The following is a 25274-nucleotide window of genomic DNA, read 5'->3' as shown; positions in this document are numbered from 1 at the left end:
CCTCCAGGAGTTTCTTCATGCGTATTTCACCTCTTCCAGAATCCTTTCTTTGAGGCGCTTTTTTAGAGCGTTTTTCGTTACGAGGTCAACCTTAACCCCGAGGAGCCCCTCAAGGTATTCCTGAAGGCGAACGAACGTTATCAACCCAACGGGCCTTTCAGACTCCACGAGGATATCAACGTCGCTGTCCCTCCTCACCTCCCCCCTCGCGTGGGAGCCGAAGAGAATGACGAACTTCACCCTGTCACCGCCGAGCTGGAGGATTTTTCTCACGGCATCGTCGATGTTCATGGTAGAAAATAGGAGGGGAACTATTAAAACTTCACTTCCTCATCACGATGCTCGCGTAGCCAACGACCGCCTCGGTGCTCCTGCTGACCTCGTAGCTCGTCGTGTAGTGCAAAAGCTCCGCCTCAAGCGCCCCGGCGAGACGGGAGTAAACGATGGCAGTCCCAACGGCCCCGGGCCCGCACATCGTGTGCCTCATCTCGCGGAGCTCTCTAAACAGGCCGTCAACGTCGAAGTCAAGGATTCTCCTTATCAGCCTGAAGTCCCACTCCTTTATCCTGTGCGGGAGCTCGTCGGCCCTCGCTCTGAAGGGCACGTAGCCGTAGGCCGGGCCGTAGTGCATGAAGTCGGTGCTCGCTATGACCACGACGTCCCTGCCGAGTTCCTCGCTCGCCTCGAATATCGCCTTTCCGAGGGCCCTTGAAACCTCCTCGTCCTGAATGCCGAGGGTTATCGGGACGATTTTGACTTTTTTACCCGCGAGCTCGGCAAGGTACTGAATGAAGGGCACCTGAACCTCGATGGAATGCTCGTACCTGTGCGCGAGTTCGTCCAAGTCCGCTATGCCCGAGAGCTTCGCTATCGCCTTGGACATCTCGGCATCGACCTCGATGCTCCCGAGTGGTGTCAGCCATTCTCCCTCAGGATAGACCGCTATCGGCGAGCCGAGGCCTGTATGGTTCGGCCCGAGGATTACGAAGGTCTCCGGCAGGCCGTCCTCGAAGATGGCCTTGTATGTTCTCGATGCTGTGTAGCCCGAAAAGACGTAGCCGGCGTGGGGTGCGACTCCGGCTGTTATCCTTCTCTCGCTACCCTCCTCGCCAAGGTCGCTGAAGAACTCCCCCAGCATCTCGATGAGCGTCTCGTCAGATGGATAGAAGCTTCCCGCGACTGCAGGGTACCTTATCATCGCCACCACCTCCGGAGTTAGTTGGCGCAAGAGTTTAAATACCTTGGGTTAGTTTAAGTCCAGACCCCGTCAGAGGCAAAACAACGAGTTCACCTTTTTCAACCAGGTCCGTTTCAATGAGCTTCCACAGCGCGGAGAGAACAACGGCGGACGTTGGCTCGACCAGAAAGCCATGCCTCTTAAGCCAGCTGAGCGCGCCCATCGTTTCAAGCTCGTCAACGCTCACGCAGAGCCCGTCGGTTTCTTTCAGAGCCTTTCTCATCTCGTCGAGCCTCGGCGGTTCGGGAATGGCTATCCCTTCAGCGAGGATGTTTTTCACTGCCGAGCGCTCGCAGAGGCTCTCGTAGCCGGAAGCCTGAACCGCGACGAGCCTTGGAAGTCTATCAATCTCCCCCATCGATTTTAGTTCGGAGAAACCCTTCCAGAGGCCGAGAAAGAGGGCTCCACTTCCGGTCGGGGCAAGAACCCAGTCGGGAACTCCGAGTTGCTCGTAGATTTCAAAGGCCACCGTCTTGGTGCCCTCCAGGAAGTAGGGGTTGAGCCAGTGGGAGACGTAGGTGATTCCGCTCCGCTCGGAGAACTCGACCGCGCGCTCGTGGACGGCCATTCTGTCTCCGTCAACGTAATGAACAACAGCACCGAGCCCCTGGAGGAGCGAGAGCTTGCCGGGGCTCGTATCGTAGGAGACGAAGGCATGAACGCGGATTCCGTTTGCAAGGCCGTAGAGTGCGAAGCTCAGCGCGACGTTCCCGGAGCTGTCAAGGACGACCTCTGTGATGCCCTCATTGAGCAACTTTGAAACCGTAACCCAGGTGCCCCTGTCCTTGAAGGACCCGCTCGGCTGGAGGTAGTCAAGCTTAAAGAAGGCCTTAACACCGTTGATTTCGAGCCCGCTTACAGGTGTAATCGCTGGAACCGGGATGACTCTCCCGTTAACGGGCAGATGCCTGCGGTAGCGTCTCACGTCGAGGAACGGCTCCGGTGTGAATGCCTTTAAGTTACTCTCGACGAGGAGCGTTCCCCCGCAGTCGCAGGTAAGGCGAAAGGTTTCCGGGTATGTCCTCCCGCATCGGGAACAGCGTAGCATAGCATCACCTTTTTTAGGGATGGTGTGGAATAAAAGACATCGAAACTTAAAAAGGTGGTTGCCATGGGTGAGAAGTTCATTTCAGCCGAAAGGCCACAAACCGAGGAAGGCTACCAGTACCACATAGCCTGCAAGCCAGGTGACGTTGCGCGCTACGTTCTCCTGCCGGGCGACCCGGAGAGAGTGCCGAAGATAAGCTCCCTCTGGGATGAAGCGAGGGAGATAGCCTTTCACAGGGAGTACAGAACGCACACCGGCAAATACAAGGGCGTTCCAATAAGCGTCACCTCGACGGGAATAGGCGGGCCCTCGACCGCTATCGCCATCGAGGAGCTCGCGGCGATAGGCGCTGACACGTTCATAAGGGTTGGTTCAACTGGTGCAATCCAGCCGGGAATGGAAATAGGCGACCTGATTATAGCCAAGGCGGCGGTGAGGCTCGAAGGAACCTCAAAGCAGTACGTCCGCGTCGAGTATCCAGCCGTTGCGGACCTTGAGGTGACTTTGGCTCTTATCGAGGCGGCCGAAACCCTTGGAGTTAGATACCACATCGGCATCACGGCCTCGACGGACAGCTTCTACCTTGGCCAGGGCAGACCGGGTCTGAACGGCTACTTCCCGAGCTTCGCGAGGAACATAGTGGACGACCTCAGACAGGCGAGGGTAACGAACTTTGAAATGGAGGCGGCCACTCTCTACACCCTCGCCAACATCTACGGGCTTAGGGCCGGTTGCGTCTGTGCAGTGTTTGCGAACCGCGTTACGAACGAGTTCGGAAAGGCCGGTGAGAAGGAAGCCGCGATGGTGGCAAGCGAGGCCGTGAAGATACTCGCCGAGTGGGACGAGGAGAAAGAGAGGAAAGGAAAGAAGGTATGGTTCCCCGGGCTGAGGGGTTGAGATGGACGAGAGGCTGTTACTCGTCAGGCAACTCCTCAGCGAAGGGGACGTTGCGGGGGCAGAGGGGGAAGCAAGGAAGATAGAAGACCCCTACTGGCGCTCCTATGCACTAAGATGGGTCGCAGAAGCCCTCGCGGATGAACCGGAGAGGGCCCTCGAGGTGGCACTGTCCATTGAAGAACCCTCGGTTAGGGACGAGGCGCTTCGCTCCCTGGCCTACATTTTTTCCAAGAATGAAAAGTTCAAAGAGGCCCTGGAAACCGCGAGGAAGATTGGAAACTCATTCCTGAGGAAGAAAGCCTTTAGGGCGGTTAGCAACTTCCTGGCGAGGGCCATAGCGACCAAGGGCGTTGAGATTCGATTGAGCGACCTGAAACTCGATGAGAGGGACCTTGAGGACCTCAAACCCCTCCCATACGGAATCATCTACAAGGACGGCAAGCTGATGCCCGGCTCGGTGCTCCACAGGATTAAGGGGGAAGTCATGAGCGGGGTAGTGGACAGGTCAGCGGAGGGTCCAAAGAGGGAACCGCCGAAGCCGGTTTTTGAAAGCGAGGAGTCAGAGCCCGAGGACTACGTGTTCGAATACATCAGAAAGCTCATTGAGGAGGGTGAACTTGAAGAAGCCGAGAAGCTCGCAAAGGGGCTTCCCGAGCCCTTCAGGAGCTTTTACCTTGAGGAAATTGGCGTTAGGCTTCTTGAAACAGGAGACACGGCCAGGGCAGAGGAAATATTTCGGGAGCTTGAAGTTTCGGATGTCCTGGGGTCGCTCCTGGCCAGAAAAAACCTCGACAAGCCTGAGTTAGTTCTGAAGTACCTCGAAAAGACCCATAACCCTGCAACGAGGCTGATGGTGGCCTATGAGGTTACCAAGGAGAGGGGAGTTGACACGGAGTTCCTACGAAACGCGCTGATATGGGCAACTGACGAATGGAAGAGGGGCAGGATTCTGAAGTTCCTCGCCTTTGAGATGCTCGAGGAGGCCAAAGAAAAGGGCGACGAACGGCTGAGGAGGATTTCCAGGGAGCTCTTTGAGCTTGGAAAAAGTGTTGAAAACTCCAGTGAGAACTAACTGATGTTCTTTTCTTATGTATCAAGAGAGCAGACAGAGAGAACTTGTTTTGAGATGAAGCCCCAGAAGAAGTTTGTGGTGCGGTGGCCGGGATTTGAACCCGGGCCAGCGGCGTGGCAGGCCGCTGTCCTAGCCAGGCTAGACTACCACCGCACAGGCCCGATACTAACTCATCCGGGGAGCATTTATAAATTTTTCGGTCTCTGGGAAAGGTTAAATTTATAAAGCGTTTCCGAGAAGGGTTAGCGGGCAGTGCCCCGGTGGCCTAGTCTGGATAGGGCGCGAGGCTGCGGACCTCGAGGTCCGGGGTTCAAATCCCCGCCGGGGCGCCATCGAAACTTTGCCTTCGCAAAGTTTCATCAAAGTTGGTAGCCCCTTTTGGAAAGCGATATTTCAGGTGAGTTTTTCTCATTGACTTGTCGTCTTGAGCGTGAGAACCTCTCCAATTGTTCCTTTTGCAGAGGTTTACTTTTAGAATCGACGCCCGAAGGGCGTCAAGGGAGAGTAAACCCTCATGTAGGGTGCTGTTTTTGTGGTCTCCAGTTGGAAAGAGCGATTTTGTGAGTAAAATCGATTTTATTGGGGTCCTCAGCGAGGAGCTACTAACTTTTGGTGAAGCCTTTCCCAAAAGCTTGCTTGTGAGTGTTTCACTCTTCAAACGGCGTCCTTTGGACGCCAAAAGCAAAGTTGAAACTGCTTTGAAATGGTTATTCAAGAGATAAACCCTTCTTAAAGTTGCCTTTAGTTAGTGCACGGCTAATCTCTGCTCATTTAATAAAAAGGATACTGTTTTGGTCAAGCTTTCACAAAGCTTGCTCGCCTGCGCGACGTTGAGCTTTGCTCGACGCAAGGGACAAGAGTCCCGCAGAGTTTGACCAAGGTTCGTGATTCTTCTCCAAGAATACAATAGAATACAATATTAAAAGGCAGTACACCATTTGTGAAAAAAGGAAATTCAAAGAAAACTCACGTCCTCAGCTTCGCCAGCGCGTCCTCGGCCGCCTGAAGTATCTGGTAGCCGACGGGCGAGGCCGTCAGAAGCGGGTGGGTCGCTATCTGGAGGGTGTAGAGCTCGCTCGCCGTGAGCCTCTTCTGTATCGCAAGGGCGAGGATGTTTATCATCTCGCCGACGCTTTTGCCACCGGCTATCTGGGCTCCAAGTATCGCACCCCTGTCGCGGGAGAAGATGAGCTTTACAGTTACCATCGAGGTGTCCGGGAACTTCGCCGGGTGCCTGTCCGGACCCCTGCCGTAGCCCACGATGACCTCAAATCCTTCCTTCTTTGCCTGCTCCTCCGTCAAACCGGCCGCCGCGAGGGTGAGGCCCGCTATATGGGTCGAGTAGGCACCTATCGTCCTCCTGTTTTCCCTGACAATCTGGAGCTTGAAGAGATTCGCCCCTGCAATCCTCGCCTCGAAGGTGGCCGTAGAGGCGAGCATGAGCTGGTAGGGCTTGCCCGTGAAGAAGTCCCTGTGCTCCACGCAGTCTCCAACCGCAAAGATGTCGGGGTGAGACGTCCTCATGTACTCGTCGGTCCAGACCCCGTAGCGCGTAACCTTGAGGCCGGCCTTAACGGCCAGCTCGACGTTGGGCCGGTAACCTGTGGAGAGGATTACCAAATCGGCCGAGATTTCCCTTCCGTCGAGGAGCTTGACTTTTTCCACCTTCCCGTTCCTGGCGAAGCCCTCAACCTGTCCGTAGGCAATGTTTATTCCTGCTTCCTTCAGCCTCTCTTCGACCATCTCGCTGAACTCAGGGTCGAAGGAACTCCGTAGCAGTCTGCTCCTGACGACCAGAGTCACGTCCTTGCCGAGCTTCCTTATCTCGTCGCCAACTTCAAGGGCTATGAAACCACCGCCGACGATGACGATTTTCTCGGCTTCCTCAACCCTCTCGCGGAGCTTCGTGAGGTACTCGTAGTCCTTGGGAACGGTGTATATTCCCTCGAGGTCAATGCCCGGAAAGTCGGGCTTTGCAGGCTTCGAGCCCGTTGCCAGGACCAGCTTCTCCCAGGCTATCTCCTTTCCGGACCTGGTCCTGACGACCTTCCTCTTCGGGTCGATGTCTGTAACTTCGTCCGTCAGGATATCGACGCCGAGGGGCTCAAGGAACTTCTCAACTGGCAGTACGTCATCGTCAACGCTCTTCAGGGTTCCAAAGATGTAGGGAATTCCGCAGGGAATCATGCCCACCTTTTCCCTCTTGATGACGAGGACGCTCTTGTCCGGATAGAACTTCTTGGCCGAGATGGCCGTTGTGATACCTCCCGCGGAGGCTCCGATAATCACGACGTCGTACTTCATTCGCATCACCAGGAGAATTAGGTCGCCCTACTATTAAACACTTTCCTTAACTTTCGGTTCGCAACGTAAGCACTTTTCGGGGGAGAAATGGAGAGAAGAGAACATCACTCGCCCGTTGCGCCCTTGAGGGCATCCTTGCACGGACAGCGACGCTCCTTGGGAATGTGCTCCACTGCCTTCATGAGGAGGAGCTTTATCTCCTCGCCCTTCTTCGCCATGAGCTCGACGACCTCGGTGTGGGTGAGCTTCTCCTTGCTGATTCCCGCGGCATAGTTGGTGACTATGGCAACGCTCGCGTAGCACATCTCGAGCTCCCTCGCGAGGACCGCTTCCGGACACTGGGTCATGCCAACGACGTCGGCGCCGAGTATCTTGAGCGCCCTTATCTCGGCCCTCGTCTCAAACCTCGGCCCCTCCATGCAGGCGTATGTTCCGGTGGGATGATAGGTAAAGCCGAGCTCCTTGGAGGCGGTGATGAGGGCCTTCCTGAGCTCCGGGCAGTAGGGGTCTGTGAAGTCAACGTGCGCTACAAACTTCCTGTCGTGGGGGCTGTCCTCGCCGTCGTAGAAGGTGTAGTGCCTCGTCTTCGTGAAGTCCATGAGCTGGTCGAGGATTACGAAGTCGCCAGGCTTCATGTCGAGATTGAGCGAACCGACGGCCGAGGTTGCGAGAATCCTTTCAACACCGAGCTCGTGGAGCGCCCAGATGTTGGCGTGATAGTTTATTTTGTGGGGCGGAACGCTGTGCTTCTCCCCGTGCCTCGGCAAGAACGCTATCTCCTCGCCCTTGTAGGTTCCTATCTTGACCTTTACCGTTCCGTAGGGGGTCCCAACGGTTTCCTCCCTTATATTCTCAAGCAGTTTCGGGTCGTAGACTCCGGAGCCTCCAATAATGGCTATCCTCGGCATGGTATCACCTGAAAAGAGAATTGAGGGGAGGACTTTAAAACGTTAGCTCCCCTCCCAGAGTTTGCGCTGTGCTTCGGCGCGCTCTTCGATGTCCTCCTTAAGCTCTCCTCCCGTTTTGACCTCAAGAATTTTGGCAAGGATTTCGCTGAGGAGCCAAGAGCCCCAGCGCGGGTCCTTCACCTCAAGGGAAGCATCAATGGCCCCGTCAACGTCGTTCTCCTTGAGCTTCTCAACGGCGATGCTTCCGAAGGCCAACGAGCGGAGATAAGGATTGGTGACCTTTGAAGCCAGCTCCCAGGCGTCATCGTAGGCGTGGAGCTTCGAGAGGTAGCGGACTGCCTTGACTATCACCCTCTCGCTGTCGGTTTCAGAGCCTATTCTCTTCACGAGCTCGTAGTACTCCCCGCTCGGCTGTCTCTCAAGGAGGGCATCGAGTATTGTGCTCATTACGAGCTCTTTCTCATCGCCGATTAGCCTATCAATGAGTCTCTCAAGGAGTTCGGGCCTGTCAAGAACCGCCTGAACAAGGGACCTGAGGAGCTCAGAACGAAGCTCGCGTGGAACCTTGGACAGGACGCTTATAACGAAGTCTATTTCTCCCTGTGCGGCGACGCCTATGAGGAAGGAGATGAGAACCTCGAACCCAACTCTGGAAGATATGCTCAGGGCCACGTCAACGAACTTCTCATAGGTCCCCTCTGGAACGTTGGCCTTTTTGAGATGAACTGCAACGGCCTTCATTGCCTCCCCAAGCCAGTACTCGCTCTTGAACTCCGAGAGAACCTTGATGGCACTGCCGAACTCTTCCCTCTTCAGGTGCTCCTTAAGAACCTCATACGCCGCTATGGAATGCCAGGGTTCGTCTTCGATTAGCTCAAGGATGAGCCGGGCCTTACGCAGGTTGCCCTTCTCAATGTAGTGATGGATGACGTGAAGGAGGGTGTCGTTGCGCTTTACGTTGTTCTCAATCTCCTTGGCATAGAAGAAAGCGTCGTCAACACGTCCAAGCTCAAGAAGCCTGTGGACGAGTTCCTCAAGCATTTCATCCCGTAGGGGTTGAGGGAAGGTCTTAATGGACTCGTAAGCCTGAATAAAAGTCTTCGTGGCGCTTTTGGACCCCGTCTTCCCGAGAAATGTAGCGACTTCTATGAGGGCCTTCACGATTAGTATTGGGTTGTCTATCGAGGCAACGGCCTTCAGGGCCCGGGTGAATGCTTCGGCGTAGCGGGGATTTTTGGCCCGGTGCATGTAATATCCTATTCTCGCATACGTAATGGCCCGAAGATAAGGGTCCTTAATACTCCTTGTCAGGTAAAGCACTTCATTGTAAATATCAACCGACATGCTCCCACCAAGTTAGGTAACACAGAATCCTATTTATGATTTCCGGCCAAAGTCAGAAGTGGGTAAGGCAAAAGACGAAATCATCCGAGGTCGTCGTAAACGACTCCAACCACTTCTCCATCGTCAAGGGACACGAAGCTGACCTTGGTCTTCTTTCCGGTTTTGGGGTCAACTACAACGAAATCGGGCTGAAGAAGGTACCTGCTTGACGGCATGCGCCATACGTCCCCGTAGTGGGTCTTCATCTCTCTCAAAAACTTTGAGGGGTCACGCTTAATAACGGTTGCCATAGCCTATCACCGTTACTATGTACCACTTCAAAGTATAAAAGGCTTTCTGATAGACATTCGTTAAAAATAATATCGACAATCAACGAAGAGCAGGGTTAAAGCAGAGGAGGGAGCCTATTGGGACCCCGATTTCCCTCGCGATTGCCGGGCATTTGGCCTTGAGCAGAAAGAAGATTCTGGAGTCCCGAAGTTCACTCAGGGTCTCGAAGTTGGCCTGCCCCTTAGCAATGACGACGTCCGCCGAGCGGAAAACCTCAAGGAACTCCTCTGAAACGTGCTCGATTGGAGTGCCCGGCAGTCTCGAGCCCGTTGAGATGACCTCAGCAATTCCTTCGAAGCCTGCCTCAAGGAGGTCTTCAACGGTTGCATCGTTTATTATCGGGCCGGCCTTACCCGCAACGATTATTTTAAGGTTCGGAAACTCCTCTCTCAGCTTCCCGAGGAATAGCCTGTCGAAGTATATCTCACCGCAGTTGTCAACGAGGTAGAGAAGAACCCCAGCGCGCTTCAGTCTCGTGAAGAGCTCATCGCTGTGGTCTATACGAAGGCTCTCCTCGAGAACCTTTCTGATGTCCTCCTCAAGCTTCTCAGGGTTGTAGCCCGTTGAAAAGTCCACGACGTTTCCGGCTATCGCGAGCTTTAGTGCGGTTTTAAGGTCGGAATCCTCAAAGTGGCCCACAAGTCCCTTTGCCATCTCGTTTGAAAGGCGCTTGTAGTCCCTGAAAGGGTCGTCGTTCCCAATGAACTCGTAGAGGTCGAGGAAGAGCAATCCCCCAACGACTGCAGGAATTGAGTCCTTTGAGAACAGCTCGGAGGCGCGCTTGAGCGAAAACAACATCGCATCCCTGCGGGAATTTTCATCGGTTAAGCTCATCTCGACGATTTTCTGACACTGGTTTATCGCGCAGGCAACGCACTCGTGATGAATCCTCATAGCACCACCGGGGGAAATAGAAAAGACCGCTTAAATACTTCACTGGAGCATCTCGACGTACTCGAGCTCCTCGGGTATGGGCTTCTTTCTCTTCTCCCTCTCACGCGTGAACATGTACTCGTACATGGCTATCGGCCATATCATCTCTCTCACCTCCTTTTCATTCTCTCCAGTATCTACTACGGGTTTTTCGGTTTAAAAAGGTTTTCAGCCCCGATTTCAGCAAGAATGCCGTGTTCAGCGCTATACTCGCTCAAAAAATGCCTCAGGACGGATTTTGAGCCTCAATGAACACTTTTGTTCAAAGAAAAGAGACATATCATCGCTGTTTTTGAAAAATGCGTGCATTTATACAGAGCTTCCCCACCCAACCGTTTATAAACTCCCCAGCCCTCATAGTAACGGTGGTGAGATGGCGTTAGAAAAACTTGGAAAGGCCCTTAACAACGCCCTCAGGAAGCTCGCGCGCTCCGGAACCGTTGACGAGGCGACGATAAAGGAGGTAGTTAGGGACATCCAGAGGGCACTCCTGCAGGCGGACGTCAACGTCAAGCTCGTTCTTCAGCTCACGAAAACGATACAGAAGAGGGCCCTCGAAGAGGAACCGCCGGCGGGCGTCAGCAGGAAGGAGCACATCATCAAGATAGTCTACGAAGAGCTCACGAAGTTCCTAGGAACCGAGGCGAAGCCCCTCGAGATAAAGGAAAAGCCGACCGTTTTGCTCACCGTCGGTATTCAGGGTTCAGGAAAGACGACGAGCGTGGCTAAGCTGGCGAGGCACCTTCAGAAGAGGGGCTACAAGGTCGGTGTCGTATGTTCCGATACCTGGCGTCCCGGAGCGTACCACCAGCTCAGACAGCTCCTCGACCCCTACGGCATAGAGGTCTTCGGCGACCCCAACGAGAAGGACGCGGTCAAGCTCGCAAGGGAAGGGGTTGAGCACTTCCGCGAGAAAGGAGTTGACGTCATAATCGTGGACTCCGCCGGAAGGCACAAGGAGGAGAAGGGCCTCATCGAGGAGATGAGGCAGATAAGCGAGGCCATAAAGCCCCACGAGGTCATACTCGTCATAGACGGAACCATCGGCCAGCAGGCCTACAACCAGGCGCTGGCCTTCAAAGAAGCCACTCCGATAGGCTCGATAATCGTCACGAAGCTCGACGGTTCGGCCAAGGGCGGTGGAGCGCTTTCCGCCGTTGCCGCAACGGGGGCGCCGATTAAGTTCATAGGTGTCGGCGAGAGGATAGACGATTTGGAGCCCTTCGACCCCAAGCGCTTCGTTTCAAGGCTCCTCGGCCTTGGAGACATCCAGGGACTCCTTGAGAAGATTGAAGAGCTTCAGAAACAGCAGGAATTCACCGAGGAAGACGTTGAGAAGTTCCTCAAGGGCAAATTCAACCTCAAGGACATGTACGCCCAGCTCGAGGCGATGCAGAAGATGGGCCCGCTCAAGCAGATACTCCAGATGATTCCAGGCCTTGGCTACTCGCTTCCAGATGACGCGATTAAGGTCGGGGAGGAGAAGCTTAAGAGGTATCGCGTAATAATGGACTCGATGACGGAGGAGGAGCTTGAGCACCCGGAGATAATCAACTACTCCCGCATAAAGAGGATTGCCCGGGGTTCGGGAACGAGCACGTCTGAAGTCAGAGAGCTTTTAAACCAGTACAACCAAATGAAGAAGATGTTCAAGAGCATGAATAAGAGAAAGCTGGCCAAGATGGCCAAGAAGTTCAACTTAGGGGGGTTCGGGGTATGATTGAGGCCTTCGTGTTGGTGGTCGTAAAGCCCGGAAACGAGGAGAAGGTCTACGAGGAGCTCAAGAAGGACCCACGCGTTAAGGAGGCCTACAGGGTTTACGGCGAATACGACATAATACTCCGCGTGGAGGTTCCAAGGATAGAGGACCTTGACAAGTTCCACGACGAAGTCCTCAGAAAGATTCCGGAGATTGAGATGACCGAAACGCTGATTGCGAGCACCTACCGGGGGTGAAGCCTTGAGGTGGGTCGCGACTATTGACCTCGAAACCCTCGAGGTCGAGTCCGACCCTTCCTTCAAATTTAAATGCCTCGAGGAATGCGGAAAGTGTTGTGAAGAACTCGAAATTCCCCTAAGAGATGAGGACATAACGAGAATCGAAGAGCTTGGATACAACACGTGGGAGTTCGTGGATTATGAGAAACTTTTCTATCGGGGGGACAAGTTCCTTGGCTACGCCATAAAGAAGAGGCCCTTCGACGGGGCGTGCGTTTTCCTCGACCCTGAAACAAAGAGGTGCAGGATTTACGCCCACAGACCCCTCGCATGCAGACTCTACCCGTTCATCTTCATCAAACACGGGAAGAAGATGGAGATTTACGTTAAGGAGGACTCATTCTGCCCTGGAATCAATCATCCAGATGGGGAACCGGTTACAAAGGAGTTTCTCCTGAGGGAATACGGCGACGTCATAGAGGAGTACCGGCGTAAGGTTCTCGGATGACCGAAACGTATTTATACATTTTCTTGTTAAACAACGGGCACGCGGAGGTGAGAGGATGAGCCAGCTAAAGTCCGTCCAGGAGAAGCTCAGACTCATCAGGGTGTTGAGGCTCCTCAAGAAAAGCTACACCTACGAGGAACTCTCGAAAATAACGGGACTGCCGATAACGGTTCTGAACAGGTACGTTCGCGGAAAGGTCCTTCCAAGCGCCGAGAGGACGAGGGAACTGCTCCAGCTCCTCCTGCCCTACATAAACCTTGAGGAGGAGGTAAAGAAGAGGATAAAGTTCGATGAGAGGGGCTTCTTCGACAACATGCCCGTGCTCAGCGACACGGCCCTGATGAGTCTTATAGCGGAAGAGGTGGCCGGGAGGTACCTTGACAAGGACGTCGACAAGGTGCTCACTGCCGCAACCGATGGAATAGCCCTCGGCGTCCACATAGCGAGGGAACTCGGAGCGGACATAGTCTACGCCAAGAAGAAGAAGGAAGTCGGAGTTGAGAAGTTCTACGAGGTCAGCTACGTTCCCAGCGCCTCGGGAACCGTTATGACCCTGTACCTTCCCCAGTGGGCACTCAAGAAGGGCGAGAACGTCCTCATAGTGGACGACGTGATAAGGAGCGGAGAAACCCAGAGGGCCCTCGTCGAGATGACGAAGCAGGCCGGAGCAAAGCCGATAGGAATGTTCTTCCTCGTGAGCGTCGGCGACATCGTTGAGAAACTCCAGGAGGAATACGAGTTCCCGGTTGAAAGCCTCATAAGGTTGGATTGATATGAAGGGGTTCATCTACAACGCCGAGGGGCTGAGCCTGCCGATAGAGTTCGCCCCCGGCGTTCCCTTCAAGTTTGAGTGTAGCGAAGAGGATTGCGGAAAGAGGGTGGTTATAGAGGGAGTTGTCGTTGAGGTTGACAGCGACGAGTTCACGAGGGTTCTCGAAAGAACCGTGGAGACCAGCCCGGACTTCAAAAAAATCCTGGAGATAACGGCGAGACGCTACGTTTTCAGGGGAAAGGTCAACGGAAAGGAAGTGGAGCTTCCCGTTGAGAGCTTCGAGGACTTTGCAAAGCGCTTCCTCGACGAGGTGTTAGTCCTCAAGGGCTAACCTTGGCTCCTCCTTCACAACCTGCATGGCCACGCTCGTGTTCGTTTTCTCAACCCCATCCAGGGATAGAAGCCACTTCACGAAGCGGTTCATGTCCTCCCTGTCCTTAAACTTCGCTATGACGAAGATGTCAAACTCGCCCGTTATGTCGTAGACCATCATCGCCCGGGTTTTCTCGGCTATCTTTCTTTCTATCTCCGCTATCTTCCGCCCCTGCGCCTTGATTCCGATGAGCGCCGTTAACCCAAAGCCCAGCTTTTCGTAATCAAGAACCGGAGCGTAACCCTTGATAACACCCTCCTCTTCGAGCCTCTTTATCCTGTTGTACACGGTTCCCACAGCAACGTTCAGCTCCCTCGCTATCTCACGGTAGGAGAGCCTCGCGTTTTTCTGGAGGAGTGAGATTATCTTGATGTCGAGCTCATCCACCACCATCACCGCCAAAAGTAAACCGTAAACTTTAAATACTCTTCCCCGGGAGGGAATAGCGGGCAGTGGACCGGTAGCCTAGCCAGGATAGGGCGGCGGCCTCCTAAGCCGCAGGTCCGGGGTTCGAAGCCCCGCCGGTCCGCCATCACAGCCCCTGCTTGCGCAAGCGCTGGCGGAAAATTGGGTGCCTTTCTCGGGCATGTCCTTGTTTTAAGCAGGTTTCCTCCATTTGCTCCTTCAATCGGTGTTTCACTCTTCAAAGGCGCCCTTTAGGCGCCGAAAACAAAGTCGAAACTACTCGAAAGGGGCTTCATTTAGTGTCAAACCCCCAGTCAAAGTTGCACTCGCCTAATGCACGACTGACTTTTGCCCATTGGTAAGAACGGGCATTTCCGCCAGCTTTCACAAAGGCCGAGCGCGAAGTTTGACAAACGAGTTCCATTGAGCAGGATACCTCAAGATTCAAAAACCAAAGGAGGTGAGAGAGATGATAGAGGACGCACTCTTACTCTACCTTGAGAGCATGCACAGGGAGAAGAGGGCCAAGAAAAAGAAGGGACGCCTTCCCTTCTGATGCCCTGAGCCCTCTCAATACCCTTCTATCAAAACTCAAATGCCCCGAAACGTTTAAATACCTTGGAGCTTTTAGTTTCTTCAGGTAAGAAAAAACGGAGGTGGTATCATGGTGTACGTGGCTGTTTTGGCGAACATAAACGGAAACCTCCCCGCCCTGGCGAAGGCCCTCGAGAAGATTGAGGCTCTCAAGGAGGAAGGTTATGAGATTGAGAAGTACTACGTCCTTGGAAACGTCGTCGGTCTCTTCCCGTACCCGAGTGAGGTCCTTGACACGCTCGACGACCTCATCAGGAACAACGTCGTCAAGGTCATCCGCGGTGAGTTCGACCAGGTTATAGCCGCCAGCGACCCGCACGCGGAGGGGCCTGATTACATCGACAAGCTGGACTACCCACCATACATCAAGAAGGCCCTCAAGTACACCTGGGAGAAGCTCGGCCACGAGGGCAGGGAGTTCATCAGGGACCTGCCGATTTACCTCGTCGACAAGATAGGTAAGAACGACATCTTTGGCGTCTACGGAAGCCCGCTCAACCCGTTCGATGGGCAGGTTCTTCCCGACCAGCCGACGAGCTACTACGAGGCCATAATGAGGCCTGTCAAGGACTACGAGATACTCTTCGTGGCGTCGCCGAAGTACCCGGTCAACGCGATGACGAGGTACGGTAGGGTCATCTGCCCCGGAAGCATAGGCTACCCGCCGAGCAAGAACCACAAGGCAACCTTCGCGCTGGTTGACGTTGACACGCTCCACGCCAAGTTCATCGAGGTCGACTACGAGAAAGAGAAGAAGCTCGTTGAGGAGAAAATCAAGAAGGAAGGCCTTCCCGAGGAGCTCATCAAGATTCTCTACCGCGGGAAGGTCTGATTCCTCATCCTTTTTTGAAACCGAGGTAAAAGCCCGCGACGAAAGCGCTGGTTCCCGGGAGGATTCCAACGACCTTCTGGCTGAGGCTGACCACCTGCTGGGTAAGACTACCGGTCAGGTTGAATAGCTTGTCTGTGTTTATTGTTATTACTCCCTTCTGCTGGAGGTAGAATAGGCTCAGGACGTAGGCACCGATTATAGCTATCGCCAGCTTCATGAGTTTCTTGAGAGCGTATCCGGTGATGAATCCAACGAGGGCTCCAACGCCCATATCTCCAAACATGCCACTCACGTTGAAATCCATAATCACCACCGAGGTTCCTTAGGAAGCGAACGTATAAAACCTTATCCCCAAAAGGCTTAAATTACACGCTTCCAAAATATTTACAAGACGTAAAACAGGTGGGAGCATGACGACGCCAATAGAGAGGTTGAGGAATAAGGTTACGAAGGAGGTGCTCTGGCTCTACATACTCCGGCTCCTCGAGGAGAGGCCGATGTACGCCTACGAGCTCAAGGAGCGCATAAAAGAGGCCTTTGACTTCGAGCCAGCAACCGTCAGCTCGTACGTCGTCCTGTACAAGCTGGAGAAGGACGGCTACGTTACGGCAGAATGGCAGGAGAGCGAAACAGGAAAGCCGGCCAGAAAGTACTACAAGCTTACGCCGAAGGGTGAGGAACTGCTAAAAGAGGGAATAGAGTTTCTGGAAGAAACGCTGAAAAAGTTGAAGAAAACCTAATCAGCGTCCGCCACCGCGCGGTTCTCTGGCCTTGGGGCGAAGCCCCTTGTAACCACACTTTCTGCACTTCTTTGCGCCCCAGGGGTTGGTGGCGCCACAGCGCATGCAGATAAGCTTCCTGAAGATTCTTGCTTCAGCCTCGGGGAATCTCGCCATCTCAACCACCTCAAATGACCTTGACGGGTTTCGTTCAACGGGGAACTTTTAAAGGTTTGGTGCGGGGGACGGGATTTGAACCCGCGAAGCCCTGCGGCACCGGATCTTAAGTCCGGCCCCTTTGGCCAGGCTCGGGCACCCCCGCGCGAGGGGAAATACAGGGGGAAAGTTAAAAACCTTCCCCTCAGGTCCTCACAATCCTCATCTCGAAGTCCTCAACGGGAACCTTGAAGTCCTCCCTGCTCTCGATTTCCTTCCTGTTGTAGAGTATCTCCCTGGCGAGTATCCAGTAGATGAGCGCGAGGGCCTTTCTACCCTTGTTGTTGGTCGGAATGGCAAGGTCAACGTAGCTCAGGAAGTTCTCGGTGTCGACGAGGGCAACTATCGGTATTCCAATCTCAACGGCCTCCTTCATGGCCTGGTGGTCTGCCCTTGGGTCGGTGACGATGATGACGTCCGGCTCGAAGAAGTTCTTGACCTGCGGGTTGGTCATGGTTCCCGGGAGGAAACGGCCCGGAATGGCCCTGGCACCGGTGACTTCGCCGAACTTCTTGACGGGCTTCTGGCCGTAGAGCCTGACGCTAACGGCCAGGATGTTTTCCGGGTCGAACTTGGCGAGGAACTTACCGGCCACCTTGAGCCTCTCGTCGGTCTTCCTGACGTCGAGGACGTAGAGGCCGTCCTGCCTGACGCGGTATATGAACTTCTTCATGTCCTGGGTCTTCTGCTGGGTGCCGATGTGGACACCCGCTGCCAGATACTGGTCGAGTGGAACGAGATACTCCTCCATTTCCTTCACACCTCCTCATCCTTCAAAGGTTATTATCCTGCCCCTTTCACCCAAATCCTCAGCTATTCTTATCAGCTCGTTCAGCCTGGCGATGGAGTCCTTCCCCAGGACCATCGCCGGGCAACGGAAGCCCACCGCGAGGTGGGCAAGGGCCTCATCGGAGGACTCGTAGCGAGCCTCCGAGAGGATTGGAACGATTCTCTCCGACTTGGCGTCGTTTATGAGATTGTACAAGTCGGTGAGCGTGCCCAGGTTTATGGGTTTTATGGAGAGCGCGTTGTAGTAGCGCCTGTCGAGTATGTCCTTCTCACGGAAGAGGTACTCGCCGTCAACGAAGACCCCGTGGGTTCCGGCTATGAGCTCAAGGAAGAGCTCCTCACCGCCAATGGGCTTTATGTAAGCGACGTTGTTGTCCTCAACCGTCGAGAGGACGGTTTCAATGTCGAGCTCCTTCTTCTGGACGAGCCCGAGGGCAACCTCAAGGCCGAGCTCGTCGGTGGCCTTTTCGGTGGCCTTTGAGTAGGCCTCAACGGTGTTGCCCTCAACGTTCTCAAGGACGCTGTTGAAAGCGTCAACGACGTCGGTAATCTCCATCAAATCGCGAACCATGACGTAGTAGTCGAACTCCTCACCCCGACCGAGCTCAAGGATTGGAACGGGCAACTCAGTGGTGAAAGTTCCACCAAGATAGCTGTAGAGGGGAAGGTTCTTCTCGCTGGCGGCGGCCTTTGCAGTGGCTATAGAAACCGCCAGCGCGGTGTTGGCTCCGATGTGGCCGAAGTTCTCGGTTCCGTCTATCTCCCAGAGGTAGCTGTCTATCAGCTCCTGCTCGGTTGCGTCGAAGCCTATTAGCTCGGGTCCGATTATCTCGTCAACCTCGCTCACAGCGCGATGAGCCTCGGCTATGTAGAGGCTCGGGTTCTCGTCTATCGGCGAGGCAAACCGCCCAAAGCTCGAGCTGGTTATGACGTCTACCTCAACGGAGTATTTGCCCCCCTTGAGCACTGCAACCCTGCCGATTACGTTCTCTATCACCGTCATCGTTCATCAGCTCGGCCTTATTACGGTGAGCGGGATTATTCCCTTCTCGAACTCCATCAAGGCAGCTTGAAGGGGAGTTATTCCCTCGGGAACGTCTATCAGCACGGGGGCGCCCATCGCTATTTGCAGAGCCCTCGCACCGATGATGCGGGCCTTCTCAAAGCGGGTGTACTTGAACATACTCACCACCCCTTCCTTCCACACCTTCAAGAGAGGTTTTTTCAGTGAACGGAATGTTGGTGGGGCCGCCGGGATTTGAACCCGGGTCTCCGGCACCCCAAGCCGGGAGGATAGACCAAGCTACCCCACGGCCCCGCCCAGAATTGCGGTTTTTAGTAGACTTTATAAACCATTACCTGGTCGATGAGCTCCACGTGGCTGAGGAGCGTTCTCCTGCAGCAGTACCTCTCGACGCCGAGGTCGTCGAGGACCTTGCCAGGGTCTTCCCCGGCCTCAACCCTCTTCTTGAACTCGTAGTACTTGTCTGCCAGCACCTTTCCGCAGGTGAAGCACCTGACGGGGACTATCATTTCCCACACCTCAAATTGTTAAAGGGAAGGCATCAACGGTAGGACTTCTGCCTCTTGGCCCTCGGACCCTTGGTCGAGCGGTTGGGCTTGTGGGGCTCGGTCCTCCTGCTGTCGCCAACGAGCATAGTCCTGTCGTACTTCATAAACTTTTCCTTGAGGTTCATGTCGTTGGTCCACTCGACGAGGGCCCTTGCTATGGCAACGCGTGCGGCCTCGGCCTGACCCATGAAGCCTCCGCCCTCGACCTTGACGTCGATGTCAACCTTGCTGACAATCTCCTCGCCGGCAAGGATGAGCGGTTCCATAATGGTGAAGCGCGCTATCTCGGGCTCGATTATCTCGACGGGCTTGTGGTTGATTCTCACCCTTCCCTTTCCTTCCCTTATGGTGGCCCTCGCTATGGCGGTTTTCCTCTTTCCAGCAGTCTGGATGACCCTCATCTTTCTCACCTCAGAACTTTCCACCGAGGAACTTGGCCACTTCACCAACGGTGACGTACTTCGGCGTGGCAAGCCTCGACATGTGGGCCTCGCTTATGGTCTCAAGCTCCTTGCCCTCAAACTCCTTGGGAACGCCGACGTAGACCTTGAGCCTTCTGAAGGCCTTCCTTCCGCGGTCGGTCTTCCAGGGGAGCATGCCCCTAACGGTTCTCCTGACTATCTCGTCGCTCCTCTTCGGATAGAAGGGGCCCCTCCTCGGGTTGGTTCTGGTTCTGAGTTCGGTCCTCTGCTTGTACTTGGCGAAGATGTCCTCGCGGTTTCCGGTGATGATGGCCTTCTCGGCGTTGACGATAACGACCTCTTCGCCCTCGAGGAGCATCTTGGCAACCTTCGAGGCGAGCCTTCCGAGTATGAGTCCTTCAGCGTTAATAATCCTCATGGCCCATCACTCCATTATGATTACTCCACTACCCTTCGGGTTTCTCTCCATAAGCTCCTCGATGGTTATGACCTCGCCACCGGCCTCAAGGATTTTCTTCTTAGCGGTCTCGCTGAACTTCCAAGCTGCAACGGTGACCTTGTGCTCGAGCTTTCCTGCACCGAGGACGCTTCCCGGAACGATTACGGTGTCGCCCTCCTTGGTGTAGCGGTTTATCTTGCTGACGTTGACTTCAGCCCTCTGCCTTCTCGGCCTCTCAAGGCGCCAAGCGATGTCCTTCCAAATCTTAACTCCCTCTTCGTTCGACTTCTTCCTGAGTGCCCGAATGAGCCTTCTCAGGTTGATGTCGGTGGGACCGGTTCTCTTGACCATGAACATACCTCCTCAACGCTCTCGCAGGGAAACCGACAGGTGGACGGGGTGAGCGTTATGGTGCGGGGGCGGGGATTTGAACCCCGGAACCCCTACGGGACGGGACCCTGAATCCCGCGCCTTTGGCCAGGCTCGGCTACCCCCGCGTCAGTCGGCTAATTTATGGAGTTCGTTTATAAATCTATCGCTCTTCCTCATGAGTATCTTGAGCGCTATGCTCACGATTTCCTCAACGGGGAGCTCTCCGTTTGTTTCCACTGTAAAGACGAACGTTCCAGGCACTACTTCTTCCCTAATCTTCTCGCCCTCGTAGGCCTCGAACTTCCTCGGCAGGTAGAAGGCCTTGGTGGTGGTTATGACTATCTCGTCCTTCTTCTCCTCAACAGGTAAACCGCGCCTCTCGGCGAGCTCCTTGAGCTCTTCCCAGTCGGGAACGTCCTTGCTAACGTGGATTTTCGTCAGGTACTTGTAGTAGACGAAGCCCGGCTGCCACTTGGCGTGGTCCTTTCCGCGACCGAGCTTGGCGTAGGCGTTGAGCGTGAGCTTCTGCCCCTCGGCGAGCTTGACTATCGGAATGTTCGGGTTCGCGGGTTTGATTCCCTCGTCACTGCTCTTGAGGTCGCCGGAGTAAACCATACCGGGCCCCTCTGCCTCGAGTGAGAGAGTAACGGTGTAGTCGTCGAGTTCAAGCGCGTCGAGCGAGAACCTCTCGACAGGAGTCGTGAGAGGAATCATGGCCAACCTATGGGCGATTATCTCGTCGAATAAAGCGGAGTCGTTCTCGAAGAACTCGACCTCGTCAACGGCAAAGGTCGGGACGTCGGCCAAAATAGTCCTTCTAAGGGCGTTGGCAAAGGCGACGTCTATGCCGCTAACGATGAACTTTATCGAGTCCTCCCTCTTTTCAAGAATTTCAAACTTCGGCTCCATTTGCATCACCAAAAAAGAAGTTGTAGAGGTCAGACGCGCCTACCGCGCCTACCGCCCTTGGGCCTGGTTCCGTCGTGCGGTATCGGGGTAACGTCTTCCACCCTGCCGATTCTGAGGCCGGCCCTCGCGAGGGCCCTGATTGCCGCCTGAGCACCGGGTCCAGGGGTCTTGCTCTTGCTTCCTCCGGGGGCGCGAACCTTGATGTGAACACCGACGAAGCCCTTCTCCATAGCCTCTTCAGCGGCCCTCTTGGCGGCAATCATAGCCGCGTACGGAGAGGGCTCGTCCCTGTCGGCCTTGACGACCATACCACCGCTCCACCTGGAGACGGTCTCGGCCCCGGTGAGGTCGGTGATGTGGATGATGGTGTTGTTGTAGGAGGAGTAAATGTGGGCAACTCCCCACTTCTCCTTCTTCTTAAGGTTAACCTGCTGCTGGGTTTCCTCGCTCATGCCTCACCACCCTGCTTGGCCTGTTCGATAACCATTCTCTCCGGGTGAGATTCCTTCGCGAAGGGAGAGTTCTTGGAGTAGGTGATGGTGTCCTCCTCCTCGCGGAGGACGAGGTAGCCGGGTGAGCGGATTATCTGGCCGTTGACCTCGATGTGGCCGTGGACTATGAGCTGTCTGGCCTGCTTGATGGTCCTGGCGAGTCCCTTCTTGTAAACTATCGTCTGAAGCCTTCTCTCGAGGACGTCCTCAACGGTGAGCGAGAGAACGTCATCGAGAACTGCATCGGCCGGGAGAAGGCCGAGCCTGTGGAGCCTCTGGAGGAGCTGCTGCCTCTCGATTTCGGCCTGCTTACCGCGGGCGGCGAGAAGGCGCCTCGCCCTACGCCTGAACTCCTTGAGCTGGGTCTCGTGGCGCCAGAGCTCCTTCTTGTTCTTGAGGGCGTACTTCCTCTTCAGAACCCTCTCGCGGTCGAGTCTCTCCTTAATCCAGGGGTGAGAGGGAGTCTCGTACTTCTTCCTCTGCCTCTTCGGGTCTCCCATTTACACCACCTCACTTCTTCCTCCTGCTAACGCCGACCGTAGTTCCGTGCCTGAAGTTCGACCTGGTCCTCTGACCGCGGAGTGGCAGGCCGAGCTCGTGCCTTATACCGCGGTAAGCGCGTATTCTCCTGAGCCTGTTGACGTCCTCGCGCCAGGCCATAACGAGCTTGGCGGTAATGAGGTGCATGTCCTTGCCGGTCTCGTAGTCCTTCGGCCTGTTGACGGCCCAGGCCGGGATTCCGTGGGCGACGGGGTCCTCGAGGATTTTCTCTATCAGCTTGACCTGCTCGTCGGTGAGGTAACCGGCCTTCATGTAGGGGTCGAGTCCTGCAACCCTGAGCACCATAGTGGCGAAGTTTATTCCTATTCCCTTAATCCCTGTCAGTGCCCATCTCAACTGCTTGTGTCCATCCAAATCAACGCCCGCAACGCGGACTATGTGCCTGAAGTTCTCGGTCATTACGAATACACCTCCCATCCCTCTTGGGAATCAAAGGGATTTTGGCGCCGGGACGGGGATTTGAACCCCGGCGGGCAAACGCCCACGGGCTCTCAAGGCCCGCGCCTTCCCAGGCTAGGCAATCCCGGCGTACACGCGGTAACCGCTCCCCTTCGCGAGCTCTCTCACTTCGGTGAAGTGCTCATCCATGAGGGCCTTAATATACTTTGCCCCCTGCTTCGTCTTAATCACCAGTTGCAGGAGGCCACCATCGTTGAGATGCCGGGGAGCGTTTATAACTATTTCCCTCAGGACTTCCTTTCCCGCGTGCACGGGGGGATTGGTGATGATTGAGTCGAATTTTTCGCCCTTAACGGGCTCGTAGAGGCTTCCCCACCTGACCTCGGCGTTTCTAACGCCGTTGATTTTTAAGTTTTTCCTCGCTATGCTGACCGCTCTCCTGTTCACGTCGGTCATGACGACGTAGTCAACGAAGCGCGATGCGACTATGCCAATAGCCCCGTAGCCACAGCCCAAATCGAGGACGCGCCAGTTCCTGTCGAGAACCATGTTCTCTATGAGCAACTCCGTCCCCCGGTCGAGCTTCCCGAAGGAGAAGACACCGCTCGCAGTGATGAACTTGAAGCAGTGGCCCCTAAGGCAGACCTCTATCGTCTTCGTCTTCAGCGGGACGTTCGGCTCTTCGGAGTAGTAGTGGCTCATGTGCGGTGCTTCGTTGAGGGGTTTATAAAGGTGGGGATGCACGCGAATCCATGTCCAGGTTGGCAGGTTTCACCAGCGCTATTGCTCATCGATTCCCACACCATGAATCCTCAACCTCAACCACCCGATAAACGTCCCGAAGGGCAAAAACATCGTCGTAAAGAGGTACAGGAGCCTAAACATAGTTAACAGGGATTCCCGGATAAACGAAAAGCTGTAGTTCCCTGTGATTATCATCAAAGCAACCACCACCCCAAGTCCATAAAAGACGGCATAAAACAAGCGTCCAGCCCCAATTTCAGCGTATTTCCTCTCCAGCAGTCCCCTCTCAATGAGCTTCCGTGTTATCTTGTAGTCTTTTTCAGAGACAACCGCGAAAACTACCCCAGCCAGCCCACTGATGATTACGTTGTCAGTTACAAACAGGTACAGCCCCAAAGTAATGGCAACAAAATTCATAACGGCCCGGATTTTGAGTACCCGGTCAGATATCACATATTTGTGGGCCATCATGGAGTAGTACCAGCCAGCGATAACAAAAACATAAAGAGCCATTGAAACACTCTTTTCCAAGCTAACACCGGAGAAGTATGAAATCATGAATAGGAGAATTGACGCCGAAAGCTCCCTCAGAAAGTTCTGCCAGGAGTAAGTGATTTTCTCAGGCGTCTTATTCTTGCTATAAAACGCCGAGGCGAGGAACATCAGGGAGGAGCCTATTGCAAAGAGAGCGCCGAGCACCTTGACGAGGGAAACGAACGAAGTTCCCGGTTTTGCAAAGACCAGATACATAAACCCGAACAAGAGCACACCGAACCCAAACGAGCCCAGGAAAAAGATGAGGTACCTTAAGCCCCTGGATTTTAAGAGCCCAGACTTTCTCCATTTCTCTGGTTCCTTCCAAAGAACATGGGCCAGAGTATAGAGAAGCGATAGGACGACCCCAAACAAGAAGCTTTCTCGCCATGGAAGCGAAAGGAAGTAGTGAAACATGACTGCCAGAAAAACAATCCCGAGAAGAAAGTTTAGGAGGAGACGAGGGTCCTTCCAGCCCATATACATGCCACCTTGCTACGATACGCTAAAACGTTTAATAAAAGTTGTTTATGAGGAAAATCAATCAAAAGCACCCAACTCTTCCGCCGGCGCTTGCGTCAGCAAGGGGCGCTACCACATTTTGGGATACCAGTCCCTTGGCATGAAGACCTTGTCAACGTCAACCGCTATGCCCTTGCTCCTCTGGAGCATCTCCCCGCTCGTCATCGTGGCCTTTCCTAAAGCGACAAGCTCGTCCTTGAGGGTCATTATCGCAACGAGGTCACCCTTCTTTATGCCCTTGTGGAGCTTGACTATTCCCGGAACGGCCAAATCTGCACCGTGCGTCACAGCTGAAACGGCCGAATCCCTTATCCACACCTTGGGGAGGTGTTCGACGGCCTTCTCCATCGGCTGTATCGCCTTCCGGAAGTACTCCTCAATGCCGTCCTCCTTCCAGAAGTGGTAGTAGTCCACCAAATCGTGGAGCGTCACCAGCGTCTCGTCCTCCTTGAAGGGACCGCTTCTGGTACGGCGCAACTCGGCCATGTGAGCTCCAACGCCCAAAGCTAGACCTATGTGGTGGATGAGCGAGCGTATGTACGTTCCCGCCTCGACGCCAACGCGGAAGAGCACGTCCCTGCCGTCTATCTCGAGCACGTCGATGTAGTAGACCTTCCTCGTCCTCAGGCGCCTCTTTACGGCACTCCTCAGCGGTGGCCTCTGGATTATCTCGCCCTGGAACTCCCTCATGACTGCGAGGATTTTGTCCTCGGGAACGTCACCGTGAAGGTGCATCAAAGCTACGTACTCCTTACCTGCAGGAAGGAGCGCCTGAACGACCCTCGTGGCCCTCTCAAGGGCAACCGGTAAAACACCACTGACCTTGGGGTCGAGGGTTCCGCCGTGGCCGGCCTTGCTCAGGTTGAAGAGCTTCTTAATCCACGCGACAACTTCGTGGCTCGTCGGTCCCGGCGGCTTGTCGAGGTTGATTATGCCGAACTGTATGTGCATCTCCATCGGCCTCTTCTCCGGCGGAAAGCCCCACTTTGGATTCGTCTCGGCCTTCTCGTCCTTAATCAGTACCTCTCGCTTTATGTCAGCCGGAAGGATTCTCCTCACTTCGTCCCTCGCCATGAGCATCACCGATGAG

34 protein-coding genes and 7 tRNA genes are annotated in these 25274 nt (G+C 54.7%); 11 read left to right on the top strand and 30 right to left on the bottom strand.

The features are described 5' to 3' along the window. Nucleotides 1-15 precede the first annotated feature (15 nt). The 3 genes from E3E28_RS06625 to E3E28_RS06615 are packed head-to-tail and all read right to left on the bottom strand — an operon-like array spanning nt 16 to nt 2285. Entirely contained in the window at nt 16-291 is a 276-nt protein-coding gene (locus E3E28_RS06625; protein WP_167914494.1) for a nucleotidyltransferase family protein, read from the bottom strand. Between the two features lie 31 nt (nt 292-322). Then, a complete protein-coding gene (locus E3E28_RS06620; protein WP_167915274.1) occupies nt 323-1198 on the bottom strand; it encodes an MEMO1 family protein in 876 nt (291 codons plus the stop codon). A gap of 34 nt (nt 1199-1232) precedes the next feature. Continuing rightward, nucleotides 1233-2285, bottom strand: coding sequence for a pyridoxal-phosphate dependent enzyme (locus tag E3E28_RS06615; protein WP_167914493.1), 1053 nt, complete (start codon nt 2283-2285; stop codon nt 1233-1235). Nucleotides 2286-2348: 63 nt separating this feature from the next. On the opposite strand from E3E28_RS06615, the gene udp reads away from it, so the two are divergent. Both udp and E3E28_RS06605 read left to right on the top strand, forming a co-directional pair. Beyond that, the gene (gene udp / locus E3E28_RS06610) at nt 2349-3182 is read left to right on the top strand and encodes a uridine phosphorylase (protein WP_167914492.1); all 834 of its coding nucleotides are present in this window, start codon (nt 2349-2351) and stop codon (nt 3180-3182) included. 1 nt (nt 3183) lies between these two features. Further along, nucleotides 3184-4254, top strand: a complete 1071-nt coding sequence (locus E3E28_RS06605; RefSeq protein WP_167914491.1) for a hypothetical protein — start codon at nt 3184-3186, stop codon at nt 4252-4254. Between the two features lie 76 nt (nt 4255-4330). On the opposite strand, the gene E3E28_RS06600 is transcribed toward E3E28_RS06605, so the two are convergent. Beyond that, a tRNA-Gly gene (locus E3E28_RS06600) sits at nt 4331-4407 on the bottom strand. A 101-nt stretch (nt 4408-4508) separates the two neighbouring features. On the opposite strand from E3E28_RS06600, the gene E3E28_RS06595 reads away from it, so the two are divergent. Beyond that, nucleotides 4509-4586, top strand: a tRNA-Arg gene (locus tag E3E28_RS06595). 634 nt (nt 4587-5220) lie between these two features. Here E3E28_RS06595 and E3E28_RS06590 read toward each other — a convergent pair. The 5 genes from E3E28_RS06590 to E3E28_RS06570 all read right to left on the bottom strand — a co-directional run bounded on the left by E3E28_RS06590 (nt 5221) and on the right by E3E28_RS06570 (nt 10034). Then, complete coding sequence (locus E3E28_RS06590; protein ID WP_240921723.1) at nt 5221-6564, bottom strand: FAD-dependent oxidoreductase; 1344 nt, start codon at nt 6562-6564, stop codon at nt 5221-5223. 98 nt (nt 6565-6662) lie between these two features. Next, the gene (gene mtnP / locus E3E28_RS06585) at nt 6663-7466 is read right to left on the bottom strand and encodes an S-methyl-5'-thioadenosine phosphorylase (RefSeq protein WP_167914490.1); all 804 of its coding nucleotides are present in this window, start codon (nt 7464-7466) and stop codon (nt 6663-6665) included. Nucleotides 7467-7508: 42 nt separating this feature from the next. Next, nucleotides 7509-8810 (bottom strand): hypothetical protein, encoded by a 1302-nt coding sequence (locus E3E28_RS06580; RefSeq protein WP_167914489.1) that lies wholly within the window; start codon nt 8808-8810, stop codon nt 7509-7511. An 80-nt stretch (nt 8811-8890) separates the two neighbouring features. After that, nucleotides 8891-9100: a hypothetical protein gene (locus E3E28_RS06575; RefSeq protein WP_167914488.1), complete on the bottom strand. Its 210-nt coding sequence runs from the start codon at nt 9098-9100 to the stop codon at nt 8891-8893. A gap of 79 nt (nt 9101-9179) precedes the next feature. Further along, nucleotides 9180-10034 (bottom strand): damage-control phosphatase, encoded by an 855-nt coding sequence (locus E3E28_RS06570; RefSeq protein ID WP_167914487.1) that lies wholly within the window; start codon nt 10032-10034, stop codon nt 9180-9182. Nucleotides 10035-10446: 412 nt separating this feature from the next. On the opposite strand from E3E28_RS06570, the gene E3E28_RS06565 reads away from it, so the two are divergent. Genes E3E28_RS06565 through E3E28_RS06545 form a run of 5 tightly spaced genes read left to right on the top strand, consistent with a single transcriptional unit; the run spans nt 10447 to nt 13622 of the window. Next, nucleotides 10447-11793 carry a signal recognition particle protein Srp54 gene (locus E3E28_RS06565; RefSeq protein ID WP_167914486.1) on the top strand — a complete coding sequence of 449 codons (1347 nt, stop codon included), beginning with the start codon at nt 10447-10449 and terminating at the stop codon, nt 11791-11793. Further along, entirely contained in the window at nt 11790-12029 is a 240-nt protein-coding gene (locus E3E28_RS06560) for an Lrp/AsnC family transcriptional regulator (protein WP_167914485.1), read from the top strand. Before E3E28_RS06565 ends, E3E28_RS06560 begins: the two co-directional genes overlap by 4 nt. A 4-nt stretch (nt 12030-12033) precedes the next feature. Continuing rightward, nucleotides 12034-12519, top strand: a complete 486-nt coding sequence (locus tag E3E28_RS06555; RefSeq protein WP_167914484.1) for a YkgJ family cysteine cluster protein — start codon at nt 12034-12036, stop codon at nt 12517-12519. 55 nt (nt 12520-12574) lie between these two features. After that, a complete protein-coding gene (locus E3E28_RS06550; RefSeq protein WP_167914483.1) occupies nt 12575-13291 on the top strand; it encodes a phosphoribosyltransferase family protein in 717 nt (238 codons plus the stop codon). A gap of 1 nt (nt 13292) precedes the next feature. Next, nucleotides 13293-13622 carry a hypothetical protein gene (locus E3E28_RS06545; RefSeq protein ID WP_167914482.1) on the top strand — a complete coding sequence of 110 codons (330 nt, stop codon included), beginning with the start codon at nt 13293-13295 and terminating at the stop codon, nt 13620-13622. Here the strand turns inward: E3E28_RS06545 and E3E28_RS06540 are convergent. Continuing rightward, nucleotides 13605-14057: an Lrp/AsnC family transcriptional regulator gene (locus E3E28_RS06540; protein WP_206203871.1), complete on the bottom strand. Its 453-nt coding sequence runs from the start codon at nt 14055-14057 to the stop codon at nt 13605-13607. The two genes, E3E28_RS06545 and E3E28_RS06540, sit on opposite strands and share 18 nt — an antisense overlap. Nucleotides 14058-14118: 61 nt before the next feature. On the opposite strand from E3E28_RS06540, the gene E3E28_RS06535 reads away from it, so the two are divergent. Then, nucleotides 14119-14196: transfer RNA gene (locus E3E28_RS06535), tRNA-Arg, on the top strand. A gap of 537 nt (nt 14197-14733) precedes the next feature. Further along, entirely contained in the window at nt 14734-15495 is a 762-nt protein-coding gene (locus E3E28_RS06530) for a metallophosphoesterase (protein WP_167914481.1), read from the top strand. Between the two features lie 4 nt (nt 15496-15499). Here the strand turns inward: E3E28_RS06530 and E3E28_RS06525 are convergent, their stop codons facing one another. Then, complete coding sequence (locus E3E28_RS06525) at nt 15500-15799, bottom strand: FUN14 domain-containing protein (RefSeq protein ID WP_167915271.1); 300 nt, start codon at nt 15797-15799, stop codon at nt 15500-15502. Nucleotides 15800-15905: 106 nt separating this feature from the next. Here E3E28_RS06525 and E3E28_RS06520 point away from each other — a divergent pair, with 106 nt between their 5' ends. Continuing rightward, nucleotides 15906-16235: a PadR family transcriptional regulator gene (locus E3E28_RS06520; RefSeq protein ID WP_042692896.1), complete on the top strand. Its 330-nt coding sequence runs from the start codon at nt 15906-15908 to the stop codon at nt 16233-16235. Here the strand turns inward: E3E28_RS06520 and E3E28_RS06515 are convergent, their stop codons facing one another. From E3E28_RS06515 to E3E28_RS06425, 19 genes are all read right to left on the bottom strand, one after another. Continuing rightward, on the bottom strand, nt 16236-16391 hold the full coding sequence (locus E3E28_RS06515; RefSeq protein WP_014122450.1) for a 50S ribosomal protein L40e: 156 nt from the start codon (nt 16389-16391) through the stop codon (nt 16236-16238). Between the two features lie 57 nt (nt 16392-16448). Beyond that, nucleotides 16449-16536, bottom strand: a tRNA-Leu gene (locus E3E28_RS06510). A gap of 39 nt (nt 16537-16575) precedes the next feature. Continuing rightward, nucleotides 16576-17181, bottom strand: a complete 606-nt coding sequence (gene rpsB, locus E3E28_RS06505) for a 30S ribosomal protein S2 (RefSeq protein WP_099209859.1) — start codon at nt 17179-17181, stop codon at nt 16576-16578. Between the two features lie 15 nt (nt 17182-17196). Then, nucleotides 17197-18222 carry a hypothetical protein gene (locus E3E28_RS06500; protein ID WP_167914480.1) on the bottom strand — a complete coding sequence of 342 codons (1026 nt, stop codon included), beginning with the start codon at nt 18220-18222 and terminating at the stop codon, nt 17197-17199. Between the two features lie 6 nt (nt 18223-18228). Continuing rightward, the gene (locus E3E28_RS06495; RefSeq protein WP_042692889.1) at nt 18229-18402 is read right to left on the bottom strand and encodes a DNA-directed RNA polymerase subunit K; all 174 of its coding nucleotides are present in this window, start codon (nt 18400-18402) and stop codon (nt 18229-18231) included. A 57-nt stretch (nt 18403-18459) separates the two neighbouring features. Then, nucleotides 18460-18537: transfer RNA gene (locus E3E28_RS06490), tRNA-Pro, on the bottom strand. Nucleotides 18538-18554: 17 nt separating this feature from the next. Next, nucleotides 18555-18752 carry a DNA-directed RNA polymerase subunit N gene (locus E3E28_RS06485; RefSeq protein ID WP_011250450.1) on the bottom strand — a complete coding sequence of 66 codons (198 nt, stop codon included), beginning with the start codon at nt 18750-18752 and terminating at the stop codon, nt 18555-18557. Nucleotides 18753-18784: 32 nt separating this feature from the next. Further along, complete coding sequence (locus E3E28_RS06480; RefSeq protein WP_015859569.1) at nt 18785-19192, bottom strand: 30S ribosomal protein S9; 408 nt, start codon at nt 19190-19192, stop codon at nt 18785-18787. 10 nt (nt 19193-19202) lie between these two features. Continuing rightward, nucleotides 19203-19631 (bottom strand): 50S ribosomal protein L13, encoded by a 429-nt coding sequence (rplM, locus tag E3E28_RS06475; protein ID WP_014122445.1) that lies wholly within the window; start codon nt 19629-19631, stop codon nt 19203-19205. A gap of 6 nt (nt 19632-19637) precedes the next feature. After that, entirely contained in the window at nt 19638-20003 is a 366-nt protein-coding gene (locus E3E28_RS06470; RefSeq protein WP_167914479.1) for a 50S ribosomal protein L18e, read from the bottom strand. Between the two features lie 58 nt (nt 20004-20061). After that, a tRNA-Leu gene (locus tag E3E28_RS06465) sits at nt 20062-20149 on the bottom strand. Between the two features lies 1 nt (nt 20150). Then, nucleotides 20151-20933 (bottom strand): DNA-directed RNA polymerase subunit D, encoded by a 783-nt coding sequence (locus tag E3E28_RS06460; protein WP_167914478.1) that lies wholly within the window; start codon nt 20931-20933, stop codon nt 20151-20153. 29 nt (nt 20934-20962) lie between these two features. After that, the gene (locus tag E3E28_RS06455; RefSeq protein WP_099209855.1) at nt 20963-21385 is read right to left on the bottom strand and encodes a 30S ribosomal protein S11; all 423 of its coding nucleotides are present in this window, start codon (nt 21383-21385) and stop codon (nt 20963-20965) included. Beyond that, entirely contained in the window at nt 21382-21924 is a 543-nt protein-coding gene (locus tag E3E28_RS06450) for a 30S ribosomal protein S4 (RefSeq protein ID WP_167914477.1), read from the bottom strand. The genes E3E28_RS06455 and E3E28_RS06450 overlap by 4 nt, the downstream gene beginning before the upstream one ends. 10 nt (nt 21925-21934) lie before the next feature. After that, the gene (locus E3E28_RS06445) at nt 21935-22384 is read right to left on the bottom strand and encodes a 30S ribosomal protein S13 (protein WP_167914476.1); all 450 of its coding nucleotides are present in this window, start codon (nt 22382-22384) and stop codon (nt 21935-21937) included. Nucleotides 22385-22426: 42 nt separating this feature from the next. Next, nucleotides 22427-22513: transfer RNA gene (locus E3E28_RS06440), tRNA-Ser, on the bottom strand. Then, nucleotides 22499-23086 carry a class I SAM-dependent methyltransferase gene (locus E3E28_RS06435; RefSeq protein ID WP_167914475.1) on the bottom strand — a complete coding sequence of 196 codons (588 nt, stop codon included), beginning with the start codon at nt 23084-23086 and terminating at the stop codon, nt 22499-22501. Before E3E28_RS06435 ends, E3E28_RS06440 begins: the two co-directional genes overlap by 15 nt. 78 nt (nt 23087-23164) lie before the next feature. Beyond that, nucleotides 23165-24142, bottom strand: coding sequence for a potassium transporter Kef (locus E3E28_RS06430; protein ID WP_167914474.1), 978 nt, complete (start codon nt 24140-24142; stop codon nt 23165-23167). Nucleotides 24143-24253: 111 nt separating this feature from the next. After that, the gene (locus E3E28_RS06425; RefSeq protein ID WP_167915270.1) at nt 24254-25258 is read right to left on the bottom strand and encodes an RNA-guided pseudouridylation complex pseudouridine synthase subunit Cbf5; all 1005 of its coding nucleotides are present in this window, start codon (nt 25256-25258) and stop codon (nt 24254-24256) included. Nucleotides 25259-25274 lie beyond the last annotated feature (16 nt).

This window comes from Thermococcus sp. 21S9 (genome assembly GCF_012027635.1).
Taxonomy (GTDB): Archaea; Methanobacteriota_B; Thermococci; order Thermococcales; family Thermococcaceae; genus Thermococcus.
This window is presented reverse-complemented; position numbering and strand designations above follow the sequence as displayed.